This window comes from Streptomyces albiaxialis (genome assembly GCF_039530985.1).
GTDB classification, from domain to species: domain Bacteria; phylum Actinomycetota; class Actinomycetes; order Streptomycetales; family Streptomycetaceae; genus Streptomyces; species Streptomyces albiaxialis.
Window position 1 is genome coordinate 1,078,871 of sequence record NZ_BAAAPE010000007.1, and the last position, 13,424, is coordinate 1,092,294.

Below are 13,424 nucleotides of genomic sequence, written 5' to 3' on the forward strand. Positions count from 1 at the left end.
TCGGCACGTGCGCGTTCCGCGCGGGAAGGGGGGAAGGTCAGACGCCCAGCCGGTCAGACGCCCAGGCCCCGTACCGTCAGGTCCAGCAGCGCGCAGAGGAAGAACGCGATGCCGATGAAGCTGTTGACCTGGAAAAAGGCCCGGTTGAGGCGGCTGAGGTCGTGCGGCCTGACGATCGTGTGCTCGTAGACGAACGCGACGGCGACGACCACGAGGCCGAACCAGTAGAGGACCCCGGCGTGCGTCGTCACGCCGAAGAGGACCAGCAACGCGACCGTGACCAGGTGGGCGACGCGCGTGGCGCGGATCGCGTTGGCCGTGCCGAAGCGCGCGGGCGTGGACTTCACGCCGTTGGCGCGGTCGGCGGCCACGTCCTGGCAGGCGTAGATCAGGTCGAAGCCGCCGATCCAGACGCCCACGGCCAGGCCCAGCACGACCGCGTCCCAGGACCAGGCGCCGGTGACCGCGATCCACGCGCCGATCGGCCCGATGGCCTGGGCCAGGCCCAGGATCGCGTGCGGGAAGTGGGTGAACCGCTTGCCGTACGGATAGACCACCATCGGGATCACCGCGAGCGGCGCGAGCGCCAGGCACAGCGGGTTGAGCAGCGCCGCGGCCCCGAGGAAGATCACCAGCGCGACGACGGCTCCGGTCCACGCGGTCCGTACGGACACGGCGCCGGTCACCAGCTCGCGCGAGGCCGTGCGCGGGTTACGGGCGTCGATCTCGCGGTCGATGATCCGGTTGGCGGCCATGGCGAAGGTCCGCATGCCGACCATCGCGACGGTCACCAGGAAGAGCTGCCACCAGTGCACGCTGCGGGAGTCCCGGAACATCGCGGTGAGCGTCGCCGTGTACGCGAAGGGCAGCGCGAAGACGGAGTGCTCGATGACGACGAGCCGCAGGAAGGCCCGCACCTTCCCGGCCTCGGAGGCGCCCGGATCGGGCCCGATGACCCCTTCTGCAGCGCTCACAGCCCGTACTCCCTCCACCGTCGGGTCACTTTCTCCGCGACCTCCGGGTCCGACGTGATCATCTCCGGCCAGCCGCCGTCCCGCGTGTAACCCTCCTCGGGCAGCTTGCGGGTGGCGTCGATGCCCGCCTTGCCGCCCCAGAACTGCTGGTAGGAGGAGTGGTCCAGATGATCCACCGGGCCCTCGACGACCGTCAGGTCGCGGGAGTAGTCGACGTTCCCCAGGGCCCGCCAGGCGACCTCGTCCAGGTCGTGCACGTCGCAGTCCTTGTCGACGACCACGATCAGCTTGGTCAGCGACATCATGTGCGCGCCCCAGATCGCGTGCATCACCTTCTGCGCGTGCTTGGGGTAGCGCTTGTCGATGGCGACGATCGCGCAGTTGTGGAAGCCGCCCGCCTCGGGCAGATGGTAGTCCACGATGTCCGGCACGATGATCTTGAGCAGGGGAAGGAAGAAGCGCTGTGTGGCCCGGCCCAGCGGGCCGTCCTCCTGCGGCGGGCGCGCGGTGACGATCGAATGCAGGAGGGGCCGCTTGCGCGTCGTCACGCAGTCGATGCGCAGCGCGGGGAAGTCCTCCCGCGGCGTGTAGAAGCCCGTGTGGTCGCCGAACGGACCCTCCGGGCGCATCTCGCCCGGCTCCAGCCAGCCCTCCAGCACCACCTCGGCGGAGGCGGGGACCTGGAGCGGCACGGTCTTGCAGTCGACCATCTCGACACGCTTGCCCTGGATGAAGCCCGCGAGGAGGTACTCGTCGATGTCGGCGGGCAGCGGCGCGGTCGCCGCGTAGGTCACGGCGGGCGAGCAGCCGAAGGCGATGGCGACCGGCAGCTTCTCGCCGCGCCGCGCGGCGACCTGGTAGTGGTTCCGGCTGTCCTTGTGGATCTGCCAGTGCATGCCGATGGTGCGGCGGTCGTGCCGCTGGAGGCGGTAGAGGCCGAGGTTGCGGACGCCGGTGTCGGGGTCCTTCGTGTGCGTGAGCCCGAAGTTGAAGAACGAGCCGCCGTCCTCGGGCCAGGTGAACAGCGCGGGGAGGCGGTCGAGATCGACCTCGTCGCCCTGGAGCACGACCTCCTGGACCGGCGCCTCCTTGACCTTCTTCGGCGGCACGTGGGCCATCGAGCCGAGCTTGCCGAAGGCCTCGCGGAAGCCGACGAAGCCCTGCGGCAGCTCGGGCTTGAGGAGGCCGCCGATCTTCTCGCTGATCTCCTCGTACGAGGTCAGGCCGAGGGCCTTGAGGAGGCGGCGGTCGGTCCCGAAGACGTTCATGGCCAGGGGCATGTCCGAGCCCTTGACGTTCTCGAAGAGCAGCGCGGGACCGCCCGCCTTGTTCACCCTGTCGACGATCTCCCCGACTTCGAGGTACGGGTCGACTTCGGCCTTGATCCGCTTGAGGTCGCGGTCGCGCTCCAGGGCCCGCAGGAACGAACGGAGATCGTCGTATGCCATACGCCCCAGTATCGGCCATGGCCTCACCGGCCCGGCAGCGGGGCGCCGGGGCCCCGGCCCGGAAGTGCCGTCCGGGCCATTACGCTGGGGCTTGTCGTCATCCTCCACCCGGGAGCGTCCGCATGCTCAGGTATCTGCCGTTCCTTCTGATCCTGGCGGTGTGGATCTACGCGTTCATCGACTGCCTCAACACGCCGGAGAAGGAGGTCAGAAAGCTCCCGAAGGTCGTGTGGGTGATCATCATCCTCCTCTTCGGGCAGGTCCTCCTCGGCCCGGTCGCCTGGTTCTTCGTGGGCCGCCCCCGGCGCAACGCGCCGTACGGGGCCACCCGCCCCCAGGAGCGGACGTGGGTGGCACCCGACGACAACCCCGAGTTCCTCAAGTCGCTCAAGGACGACAAGCGGCCCCCGGAGCCGGGCCCTCGGTCCGAGACCGCGCCCGAGCCGGACCCGGACCCGGAGCCGGGCCCGAAGCCGGACCCCGCCGCCGAGGACGAGCTGCGCCAGCGCAACGACAACGGCGGCCCCGAGGACCCGCCCTCCCCGTCACGCTGAGCGGGCCGCCCCCTTCGCGTACTCCTCGGTGACGTACGCGGTGAAGTCCCTGGGCTCCCGGCCCAGCGCGCGCCGGACCCCGTCGGAGAGCGCGTCGGAGCGGCCCTCGCGGATGTGGCCGAAGATCACGGAGAACAGCTCCACCACGTCGTCCGGGAGCCCCTGCGCGGTGAGTTCCGCGCGGTACTCCTGATCGCCGACCGGGGTGAGCCGCACCGTACGGCCCGTCGCGCGGGACAGCTCCTCGACGGCCTCGCCCCAGGTCAGGGCGCGGGGACCGGACAGCTCGTAGGTCTCCCCCGCGTGCCCCTCCCCGGTGAGCGCGGCCACGGCGACCTCGGCGATGTCCCGTACGTCGACGAAGGACTCCCGCCCCTCGCCCACGGGCAGCCGCAGCTCGCCCTTGTCCACGCCGTCGGAGACGGGCGGGAACTCGCCGAAGTTCTGCGAGAACCAGGTCGGGCGCAGCACCGTCCACTCCGCGCCGGCCTCCGTCACGGCCCGCTCGGGCCCCAGCAGGTCGCCGGGGGCGCCGAGCGCGTCCAGCTCCGCGTAGGCGCGCGAGGCGAGCAGCACGAGCCGCTCGGCGCCGCGCGCGACGGCGAGCCGGGAGAACGCGCGCAGCTCCTCCGCCGCCTCGGCGGTCTGCGAGTCGACGAGATAGACGGCGCGTACGCCCTCCAGCGCGGGCTCCCAGGTCGAGCGGTCCGTCCAGTCGAAGCGGACCTCCGCGGAGCGCGCGGCCACGCGCGGGGTGAAGCCGCGCTCCGCCAGCAGGGAGGCGACGTGGCGGCCGGTCTTGCCGGTGCCGCCCAGAACGAGGATCGGTGAAGTGGTCGAGATCGTCATACGGCCAGTCAACGCGGGAAGGAGTGGACGGACGATGGCTGCCGGTCTCATTCCGATGTCCGCGCGTCTCACCCTCGCGGGCTCCGTGCCGCCCGTACGGCCTAGGCTTCCGGCATGGATGACGCGCTGTCGAGCCTGCTGCACGACGTCCGGCCCCGGGGTGCCCTCTTCGACCAGACGGTGATGCGGTCCCCGTGGTCGCTGAGGTTCGAGGAGGGGGAGCCGCTGACCCTGCTGACGCTGCTGAGCGGCGAGGAGGCGTGGGTGACGCCGGACGGCGGGGCTCCGGTCGCGCTGCGCCCGTTCGACGTGGCGCTCGTCGTCGGCCCCGCGCCGTACACGGTCGCGGACCGCCCCGGCACGGCGCCGATGGCGGTCGTCCACGCGGACGACCGGTGCACCACGCCCGACGGGCGCCTCATCCTCGACGACGAGCTGCCCTGGTGCACTCCCGGGCGCGGCCCCGTCCCCGGCGGCGTCTCCGGCGGCGCCGCGGTCGCGCTCAAAGGGACGTACCGGGTGCACGGCAGCGTCTCGCAGCGCGTGCTGACCGCGCTCCCGCCCCTCGTCCACTGCCCCGCGACGCCGGAGGGCTGCCCTCCGCTCGACATGATCGTGGACGAGCTGGGGCGGAACTCCCCCGGCGGCCAGGTCGTCCTGGACCGGCTGCTGGACCTGCTGCTCGTCTCCGTCCTGCGCGAGTGGTTCGACAGCCCCGGGGCGCACGCCCCCGCCTGGTACCGCGCGCACAGCGACCCCGTCGTCGGGACGGCGCTCCGGCTCGTCCACGAGGACCCGGCCCGCCCGTGGACCGTCGCGTCCCTCGCGGCCGAGACCGGCACCTCCCGCGCCCGCTTCGCGCAGCGCTTCACCGAACTCGTCGGCCAGCCGCCCATGGCGTACCTGACCGAGTGGCGCATCTGCCAGGCCGCCGACCTCCTCGCCACGACCACCGACACGGTCGACGCGGTCGCCCGCCGCGTCGGCTACTCGACGTCGTACGCGCTGAGCGTCGCCTTCAAGCGGACGATGGGCATCCGCCCCACCGAGCACCGCGCGCTGGCGCGCGCGGTGTGACGGCCGGGAACCGCGCGCGGCGCGCGGCCCGTCCTCACCCGGAGTACCGGGAGGATCGGGGGACTCCATGGCGCACGTGAACATCGGGGGCGGCCGACGGCGGGTGCTCGGCCCCGCCCGGGGCATTGCCCTGGCGCTGGGCATCATCGCCGCGACCTGGGGCCTGCTGCTCTGGCTGGATACGGACAACTCCTCCTCGGACGAGTGCCGGACGACCGGTCCGGTCGCGCACTCGTGCGAGGACGAGCCCCCGGGCGGCAGCGGCGGGATCGGCGAGGACGCCGGGATCGGCGACGGGGCCACCGACGGCGGCCTCACCACCGGCGGGACCACCGGCGGCTCCCTCCCCTGATCCCTCACAGCCCCTTCGGGCACACCCCCGAGAACGAGCCGCCGTAGGTGCGGTACGGGGACTTCTCGCGGGTCGCGCCGCCCTTCGGGGCCGGGTACTCCAGGACGTGGACGCCCTTGCAGACCGGCCAGAGACCGGCGCTGGCGCGGGGATTGAAGCCGTACGTGCCGCCCGCTCCCTCGACACACGGGTTGCAGCCCTCGGCGTCGCCCCGCCGGTCGGGGTTGAGGTTCAGCAGCTTGTTGTGGACGTCCTTGCGGACGCGCTCGGGGGACTTGGACTCGCCGCCCGCCTTCGACTTCGGCGTGTCCTCGTAGGCGAGCCCCGAGGCCTCGCTGACGGCGGTGAGCGCGTCGTAGTACATGACCGCGTAGCCGTCGTCGAGGGGCTTGCTGCCGAGGTCCTGGCCCTCCGTGACGGCCTCGTACGCCTTGGCGAACGCCGCGTAGCCGCTGGGTCGTTCGCCCGTGCCCCGCGCCCAGGCGGGGTCCACGGAGGCCGCCTGGACGAGGCGGATCCCGGCGGCGCGCATGCGCGCGGTGATGTCCTTGCCGGTCAGCTCGGGCGGCAGCCCGATGCCGACCTTCACCAGCCGCAACGGCTTGCGGTAGCCGCAGTTCGGCGAGGACGCGAGGCGCTCGACCAGGGCGGGGAGGTCCTCGTCGCGCCCGGCGTAGAAGACGGTGTCGGCCTTGGCGGCGCACAGGTTGAGGACGGGGATCCGGAAGAGGTTCGGGGTGCCCGCCTCGTCGCCGCGGGTGCCGACGAAGGAGGCGGAGTTGCGCCGCAGGTCGAACTCCTTGCCGAACGCCTTCAGGACGTGCCGTTCCAGGTCGCGCGAGTACGTGTCCTCGGCACGCTCGTCGAGCACCAGGAACCCCGTCTTCGCGTCCTCGCGGCGGTCCAGGTAGCGCCCGAGGGCCGCCGTGAAGTGGGCGTTGGACGGCGAGGTCTTGAAGAAGAAGCGGCCCGCGTTCATGTCCGAGGAGGTGATCACCGGCCCGACGGACGGGATCTCGCGCTTCTCCAGGGCCTTGATGGCCTGCTTCGACTCGCTGGTGCTGCTCGGCAGCCCCACGGCCGCGATCAGCGTCTCGCTGTCCGGCAGCGCGTCCAGCCGGTCCACGACGGGCCGCCACTCCTTCATGTCCTCGCCGATGTCGGCGAGGAGCAGCCGCAGCTTGGGCCCCGGCCTGTCGTTGGCGGCGCGCTGGGCTGCGAGGGCGCCGGCGAGACCGTGCTCGATCAGCCCGGGCGACATGGCGCTCGTCGCGTCCGAGGTGAACGGCATGGTGAGCGCGACGCTCCGGTACGTCCCCCCGGACGCCTCCGCGTTCTCCTCGGCCACCCCCTCGATCAGGCCGCGCAGCCCCTCGTCGTACGCGAAGTCGCCGTCCGCGACGGCCATGCACTGGCCCTCGACCCGCTGCACGCCGCGCGGGCAGTCGTCCTCGCCGCCCCAGTCGGGGACCGTGACGAGGACGGTCACCCCGGCGGCGACAGCGAGGACGAGCAGCACGGCGAGCGCCTTCTCGCCGGGACCCCAGGGGCGGCGGAACGGTCTGCGCGCGAGATCGATCACGGAACTCAGCACGGTCCGGTCAGTCCAATCCTTCGACGGGGTAGGGGCGTCGGCTGTCCCGCGCGGCGGCGGCCCACGCACCGGCGGCCGCGTCCAGCACGGTGAAGCCCGTGGAGTGCCGGGGCGCCAGGAACGCCAGCTCCTTGTGGAGGGCGACGCACAGCTCGTCGCGCGGCTCCCGCACGGGGTCGTCCAGATACCACAGGGCGTGCAGCAGCCGGTTGACGGAGCGGTGCACGCCGTCCGCGCCCTGGTGCCGGTGGTCGAGGGCGCCGCGCGCCGTCTCCACGCGCTCGTCCCGCCACTCCCCGTACGGCGGTGCGGGAGGGTGCGGGGCGCTCGCGAGGTGCCGCAGCAGGGCGAGCCAGGCGCGCGCGTCGTCCTGCCCGGTGAAGGCGGGCACGAGGCGTTCGACGACGCCCCAGGCGTCGCCGCGGGCGAGCCGGTGGCGCAGCGCGTCCGGATCGCCCTCGCCGCCGCGCTCCAGGTGGTGGCGGTGCAGCAGGGCGTGCAGGTCGTCCCAGCGGCGCCCGGGCTCGGCCTGGGGCGAGCCCCGGCGCACCTCGTGGACGAGGAGCGCGTGCAGGAAGGGGTGCGCCACGAACGAGGGCGCCGCGCCGTGCGGGTCGTCCGCCTCCGGCGTCCACCGCTCGCGCTCCAGGTGGCGGGCGGCCTCGGCGACCCGGGCGCGCTCCGCGTCGGCGCCGCTCTCCCCGGCGGGGCCGGACTCCTCGGCGAGCAGCGCGCCGGTGGCGAGCGCCTCGGCCGCCTCCCGGTCGCGCGCGAGGGAGAGCACCATCAGGTGGTGGCGCAGCGGCAGTTCGGGCACGAGCCGCTGGACGAGCAGGTCCCCGGCGGGCGTGCCGTCCTCGGTCTCCAGGTCGAGGAGTTCGCCGGGCCGTACGTCGCGCGAGGCGGAGGCGCTGACCACCGCGTCGCACAGCAGCGCGCTGCCCTGCGGGTGGCCGCCGGTGAGCCGGTAGAGGACGGTCTGCAGGCGGGCGTGGACCGGCTTGGGGGTGCGCTGGAGCATGGCCCGTACGTCGGCGGGCGACAGCGGCGGCAGCGCGACCCGCAGCGCCCCCGCCGACGGCCGGTCCAGGTGGTCGTGCGCGTGCCGGTCCCAGCCGCTGCCGTGGGCCAGCTCGGCCAGCTCCGCACGGGCCGCGTCCGGGTACGCCTCCCCGGCGCCGCCCAGATGGGTGGCGAGGACGACGAGGGGGTCCCGGGCGCCCTCCGTGCGGTGTTCGAGCACACGGTCGAGGAAGGCGCGGCCCGCGGCCGTATGGGCGTCGTCGAGCAGGGCTAGGGGGCGGGGCTTGCGGTTGACCCGCATCCACCAGCCCGACCAGGCGTCCGTGAGGTCGTCGAGGAGCGCGGTGACCAGGGTCTGTTCGACGGGCGACTGGAGGTCGCCGCCCTGGTGGAAGTCGAGGCAGAGGCGCACCAGGGGATCGGCCTGGGGCTGCCCGGGGGCGCGGGCCGCGTACCAGTCGTGGACGGTGCCGCGCTCCTTGCCGCCGGTGTGCCGTGCGGCGTACTCGCGGACGACCTCGGCAGCGACGGGCTCGACGTCCGCCTCTGCCGCGGCGCCCGCCAGCCGGGCGCTGATGCGGTCGGCCCACTCCTCGCCGCTCTCCGCCTCCCCGCCGTCCGCGAGGGGCAGCAGCCGGGCGAACCGGGCGGCGGCCAGGGCCCGCTGCTCCCCGTGCCCGCGCCGCCAACTGGAGACGGCGAACAGGCCGGGCAACAGCCGGGGGAACCGGACGCGGCGGTAGCCCGGCACCGGCGCGGCGAGCGCGACGGCGAGCCGCTCCAGCACCTCCACGACGCCCGAGGTGTTGGACAGGGAGGCGTACGGGTCGGACGCCGGGTCCAGCTCGGGCCACTGCGCGGCGAAGGGGGCGAGCGCGGCGAGATCGACCCGGGCCAGGGGTAACGCGCCCGCGTACGCGTCCCGTACGGCGTCGAGGACGGCGGTCTTGCCCGCGCCGTGCCCTCCGGTGAGCAGCACCGCCGGGTGGTCCTCGGGATGCTCGTGGCGGACCAGCCGGGGCTTGGGCCCGGTGTCGAGCCCGGTGAGGCGGGGCAGCAGTCCGCCCAGCAGGGGGGCGCGCCCGTACAGAGCGGGCTCTCCCGGTTGACCTGTCGCTCCCGTCACTCCTGACGCACCCGTCGGGCCCACCCTTCTCCCCCTCGCCGCCTCGAAACCGCCGCCCCTCGCGCCCGGCGGTCCTACATGCCCAGCCCCCTGGTCACGGCCTGCGCGACCACGTCCTCCAGCAGCGTCTTCACCGCCCCGCCCGAAGCGGACGACACCAGTTCCCGCACCCTCCCCAGCACGCCGCGCTGCCGTACGGGAAGGGGCGTGCCGTTCGGGTCGACGGGAACGGGTCCGCCGGGCCCGGTCACGCCCGGATCGCCCTGGTGGGCCAGCTCGCCGCTGAGCCGGAGCAGTTCGGCGAGCGAGTCGCCGTCCAGCTCCAGGTCGGGGGCGAGCCGCTGGACCAGCAGGCCCAGCTCGGCCGGGCCCATCTGGACGGAGTAGGTGACCTGGACGACCGTCTGGGCCGGGGCGTGCTCGCGTTCGCGCCATTCGCGCACGTACTCGTCGAGCCGGGACCCGCTCCACACGAAGTCCCGCCCGTCATCGGTGAGCGTGATCCCGGCGCCCTCGTCGCTCCGCTCGACCAGGCCGACCCCTGCGAGGTACCCGACGGCCTCCTCGACCTCGTCCAGCGTCAGGGCCGTGCCCAGGAAGAAGACCTGCGGCGAGTCGTAGAACCCGCTCAGCGGGTACGGGGGCTGGCCCCGGTGCACCCGGAGCCACTCCAGGACGGCGTCCTGCGCGTACCGGGCGCGCTCGGTCTCGTCCTCGCGCCGTCTGCGCAGCCTGCGCGCCTGCTCGACGCCCGGGGGTTCGAGCCGGACGTGCGGGTCTCCGGGCCCGCCCTCACCGCCGCCCAGGCCCTCGTACGTGCTGAGGAAGCCCAGCTCGGAGAGATGGTCGACCAGGGCGCGCAGCGCCGCGGGGTCCATCTGCTGCCAGGTCCGGAACTCGGCGCAGTCCACCGGTGAGGCGGGCACACCCTCGGACCGGTCCGCCACCCACAGCAGAAACCGTGGGGCGTACCGGTCGAAGTCCATGGGCCAGAAGATTACCGAAGCAACTACCTTTACCCAAGGGAATGTTCGGGATCAGTGCCCCTCAGCGCACCTCAGTGCCCCGCACCGGCATACGCGCCGCGCAGCGCGGCGAACCGGTCGGGGGTCCAGGACGTCCAGTCCGTGGGGTGCCCCTCCAGCTCCTCGCAGAGCAGCTCCAGGTGGTGGTGCCACCCGGCGAGCTGGTCGAGGGTGGCCTCGCCGTCCCCGGTGAAGTCGTTGCTGAGGCTCAGCCGCGTGCCCGCGCCGTCGTCCACGGGCCGGAGGGCGAAGCCGAAGACGCCGTGGACGTCCACCGCGTACTCGGCGAGGCGGCGCTTCTGCCAGGCGGTGATGCGCCCGGGCGCCGTCACCCCGCCGTTCAGCCAGCGCAGCGTGACCGCGCCGCCGGGGCCGGGCTCGAACGGGTCGGCCGCCGCCAGCCAGCCCCGGAGTCCTCCGGGGGTGGCGACGGCGGCCCAGGCGCTCTCCAGGGGGTGCGCGAGGCGCAGCTCGAAACGGATCGTGTGCGCCTCGCCGCTGGTGCGGACGGTGCCGTAGGGGACCGGGCTGTCGGTGCTCATGTCTCCACCCTCACCCCGCACGCACGGGCCCGCCCCCTCAGACGCCCGCGTACGAGTGCTTGCCGTTGAAGAAGATGTTCACACCGTAGTAGTTGAACAGATAACAGGCGAAGGCGAGGAGCACCAGATAGGCGGCCTTCCGGCCCTTCCAGCCCGCCGTGGCGCGCGCGTGCAGGTAGCAGGCGTAGGCGACCCAGGTGATGAAGGACCAGACCTCCTTGGGGTCCCAGCCCCAGTAGCGGCCCCAGGCGTCGCCCGCCCAGATCGCGCCCGCGACGATGGTGAAGGTCCAGAAGGGGAAGACCGTCGCGTTGATCCGGTACGAGAACTTGTCGAGCGAGGCCGCCGAGGGCAGCCGCTCCATGATCGACGTACCGACCCGGCCGGGCTTCACGCCCTTGAGCAGCTTGGTCTCGTAGGAGTCCCGGAAGAGGTAGAGCACGGCGCTGACCATGCCGATGTAGAGCAGCGCGCCGCAGATGATCGCCAGCGAGACGTGGATCCACAGCCAGTACGAGTGCAGCGCGGGGACGAGCTGGTCGCTGTCGGTGTAGAAGACCGTGACGGCGAGGCCGAGGTCCAGCAGGACGGTGGTGACCAGGGGCAGGCCGATCCAGCGGATGTTCTTCTTGGCGAGCAGGAAGCCCAGGTACGCGCCGACGGCGACCAGCGAGAAGGCCGTCGAGAACTCGTACATGTTGCCCCAGGGGGCGCGCTGCACGGAGAGCGAGCGGGTCAGCACGCTGCCCGCGTGGATCAGGAACGCGAGGACCGTGAGCGAGACGGCGATGCGCCCGTAGGTGTCGCCCTGCTCGTCCTCGCCCGCCGCTCCGGGCCCGTCCGGCAGCTCGCCACGGCCGCCGGCCGAGGAGCGCGTGACGACCTTCGGCTTCTCGGGCGCGGGCCGCTCCAGCACGGCCGTGCCGCCGCCCTCGGCCTTCGTCTTGACCTTGACGGCGGGCGCGGCCTGCGCGGGTACGGCGTCCTCGCCGCTCTTCTCCTTGGTCAGCGCGGCGGCCGTACGGGCCACGCGGCTGCGGCTGCCGAAGACCCACTCCGCGCAGTGCGCGCAGAAAGCCAGGACGTAGACGGCCATCGCCGAGTAGATCAGCACGTTGCTGATCTCGGCGAGTTGCTCATTGGTACCGGCGGCAGCGAGATTCACTGGCGTTCTCCTCGTGGTGTGTCCGGCGCGTCGTCCGCCTGTGGCTCAGGCTCCGTGGCGACGGGCGCGGCGTCGTCCCGCAGTGCGAGGGCGAGATCGCCCAGCTCCTCGGGGAGCCGTGTGGACTCGCTGCGGCCGAGTCCCGCCATCTCGACGACCGTACGGCCGTCCTTGCCTTCGTAGGACCGCACCCACACCCGGCGGCGCTGGATGAAGAGCGATCCGGCGAGCCCCGCGATGGCGGCGATCGCACCGCCCAGGGCCCAGCCGTTCCCCACCTGGTGGGAGACCTGGAAGTTGGCCCACTCCTTGATGCCCTCGAACTTCAGGCTGCCCGCGCCCTTCGGGAGGGTCATCGTCTGGCCGGGGACGAGCTTCTTCGCGAAGGGTCCGCCGTCCTTGTCCTTGAACTTCTTCATGTTCGTCGTGTCGAGCTGGTACACGTTCTGCGCGGGCCCGCCGTCCACGCCCAGGTTGCCGTGGTACGCGGTGAGCATGAGCGCCGGGTTCTTCAGCTCCGGGGACTGCGAGAACATCGTCCCGGACCCGGGTTGGAAGTCCGGCACGAAGAAGCCCTGGAAGCCGAGCTGGTCCTTGCGGCCCTTCGCGTCGCGGTAGTCGGTGACCTTCACCACGCCGCTGGACGTCTGGTTGTTGTCCTGCTGGAGGAAGGGGACGGGGCCCCGGTACGCCACGTCGCCCTTGCCGTCCTTGACGGTGACGACGGGCGCGAAGCCGTTGGCCAGGAGGTAGACCTTGGAGCTGCCGACGCTCAGCGGCTCGTTGACCTTGATCGTGGTCTTCTTCTCCTTGCCGTCCGCGCCCTCCCAGTACGCGATGTCGGCACGGTAGTCGCGCGCAGTGCCCTTCTGGGGGCCGCTCTGCTCGTACTTCGCGTGGAAGTCGCGCAGCCGGAAGCCGAACGAGTCCAGGCTGTCGGCGGTGAAGAGCGAGCCGGAGCGGAAGTCGTCGTACTGGGTGAGGGTGTTGGAGAACCCGTCGCCCTGGACGATGAGCTTGTTGCCCTCCGACTTCCAGAGCTGCCCGGCGGCGAAGGCCAGCAGCAGCACGATCAGCGCGATGTGGAAGACCAGGTTCCCGAACTCGCGCAGATAGCCCTTCTCCGAGGCGACGGCGTCGCCCTCACGGTGCGTACGGAACCGCTTGCGGCCCAGCACCCCGCGCGCCGCCTCCAGCACCTTCTCCGGCTCGGCGTCCGTGTGCCAGGTCGTGTAGACGGGCATCCGGTCGAGCCTGCGGGGGGCGCGCGGCGGGCGGGCGCGCAACTGGCCGACGAACTGCCAGGAGCGCGGCACGATGCAGCCCGCGAGCGAGATGAACAGCAGGATGTAGATCGCCGAGAACCAGACCGACGTATAGACGTCGAAGAGCTGGAGCTTGTCGTAGAGCGGGGCCAGCGTCTCGTGCTGCTCGCGGAAGCGGTCCACCTTCGTCGCGTCGACCGAGGTCTGCGGGATGACGGAGCCGGGGATCGCGCCGAGCGAGAGCAGGAAGAGCAGGATCAGCGCGACCCGCATCGAGGTGAGCTGCCGCCAGAACCAGCGCAGCCAGCCGACCGGCCCCAGCGAGGGGACGTTCAGCCGCTCCTCGGAGGGCGCGGTGGAGAGCTGCGAGGTGGCCTCGCGCTCCGCGGCCTCCTCGGACTTGGGGGGCTCGGTACCGGTCGTGCTCATG

The 13,424-nt window shown here is 72.6% G+C and carries 12 protein-coding genes; 3 read left to right on the forward strand and 9 right to left on the reverse strand.

The annotated features are described in order from the left end of the window. Positions 1 to 53: 53 nt before the first annotated feature. Both mqnP and ABD343_RS16010 read right to left on the reverse strand, forming a co-directional pair. A complete protein-coding gene (mqnP, locus tag ABD343_RS16005) occupies positions 54 to 974 on the reverse strand; it encodes a menaquinone biosynthesis prenyltransferase MqnP (RefSeq protein ID WP_344528418.1) in 921 nt (306 codons plus the stop codon). Further along, the gene (locus ABD343_RS16010) at positions 971 to 2,422 is read right to left on the reverse strand and encodes a menaquinone biosynthesis decarboxylase (RefSeq protein ID WP_344528420.1); all 1,452 of its coding nucleotides are present in this window, start codon (positions 2,420 to 2,422) and stop codon (positions 971 to 973) included. The genes mqnP and ABD343_RS16010 overlap by 4 nt, the downstream gene beginning before the upstream one ends. A 122-nt stretch (positions 2,423 to 2,544) precedes the next feature. Between ABD343_RS16010 and ABD343_RS16015 the strand changes: the two genes are divergently transcribed. Next, positions 2,545 to 2,976: a PLD nuclease N-terminal domain-containing protein gene (locus ABD343_RS16015; RefSeq protein ID WP_344528422.1), complete on the forward strand. Its 432-nt coding sequence runs from the start codon at positions 2,545 to 2,547 to the stop codon at positions 2,974 to 2,976. Here the strand turns inward: ABD343_RS16015 and ABD343_RS16020 are convergent. Next, the gene (locus ABD343_RS16020) at positions 2,968 to 3,825 is read right to left on the reverse strand and encodes an NAD(P)H-binding protein (RefSeq protein ID WP_344528424.1); all 858 of its coding nucleotides are present in this window, start codon (positions 3,823 to 3,825) and stop codon (positions 2,968 to 2,970) included. The two genes, ABD343_RS16015 and ABD343_RS16020, sit on opposite strands and share 9 nt — an antisense overlap. A 114-nt stretch (positions 3,826 to 3,939) precedes the next feature. Here ABD343_RS16020 and ABD343_RS16025 point away from each other — a divergent pair, with 114 nt between their 5' ends. Beyond that, on the forward strand, positions 3,940 to 4,902 hold the full coding sequence (locus ABD343_RS16025) for an AraC family transcriptional regulator (protein WP_344528426.1): 963 nt from the start codon (positions 3,940 to 3,942) through the stop codon (positions 4,900 to 4,902). A 67-nt stretch (positions 4,903 to 4,969) separates the two neighbouring features. Continuing rightward, a complete protein-coding gene (locus ABD343_RS16030) occupies positions 4,970 to 5,254 on the forward strand; it encodes a hypothetical protein (RefSeq protein ID WP_344528428.1) in 285 nt (94 codons plus the stop codon). Positions 5,255 to 5,258: 4 nt separating this feature from the next. Here ABD343_RS16030 and ABD343_RS16035 read toward each other — a convergent pair whose 3' ends face one another. The 6 genes from ABD343_RS16035 to resB all read right to left on the reverse strand — a co-directional run bounded on the left by ABD343_RS16035 (position 5,259) and on the right by resB (position 13,423). Next, positions 5,259 to 6,848: an ABC transporter substrate-binding protein gene (locus ABD343_RS16035; protein ID WP_344528430.1), complete on the reverse strand. Its 1,590-nt coding sequence runs from the start codon at positions 6,846 to 6,848 to the stop codon at positions 5,259 to 5,261. Between the two features lie 7 nt (positions 6,849 to 6,855). Next, positions 6,856 to 8,997 carry an ATP-binding protein gene (locus tag ABD343_RS16040; protein ID WP_344528432.1) on the reverse strand — a complete coding sequence of 714 codons (2,142 nt, stop codon included), beginning with the start codon at positions 8,995 to 8,997 and terminating at the stop codon, positions 6,856 to 6,858. Between the two features lie 74 nt (positions 8,998 to 9,071). Beyond that, on the reverse strand, positions 9,072 to 9,983 hold the full coding sequence (locus ABD343_RS16045; protein ID WP_344528434.1) for a hypothetical protein: 912 nt from the start codon (positions 9,981 to 9,983) through the stop codon (positions 9,072 to 9,074). A gap of 71 nt (positions 9,984 to 10,054) precedes the next feature. Then, positions 10,055 to 10,564 carry an SRPBCC family protein gene (locus ABD343_RS16050; protein WP_344528436.1) on the reverse strand — a complete coding sequence of 170 codons (510 nt, stop codon included), beginning with the start codon at positions 10,562 to 10,564 and terminating at the stop codon, positions 10,055 to 10,057. A gap of 37 nt (positions 10,565 to 10,601) precedes the next feature. Beyond that, entirely contained in the window at positions 10,602 to 11,729 is a 1,128-nt protein-coding gene (ccsB, locus tag ABD343_RS16055; RefSeq protein WP_344528438.1) for a c-type cytochrome biogenesis protein CcsB, read from the reverse strand. Next, positions 11,726 to 13,423, reverse strand: a complete 1,698-nt coding sequence (gene resB, locus ABD343_RS16060) for a cytochrome c biogenesis protein ResB (protein ID WP_344528439.1) — start codon at positions 13,421 to 13,423, stop codon at positions 11,726 to 11,728. Before resB ends, ccsB begins: the two co-directional genes overlap by 4 nt. Position 13,424 lies beyond the last annotated feature (1 nt).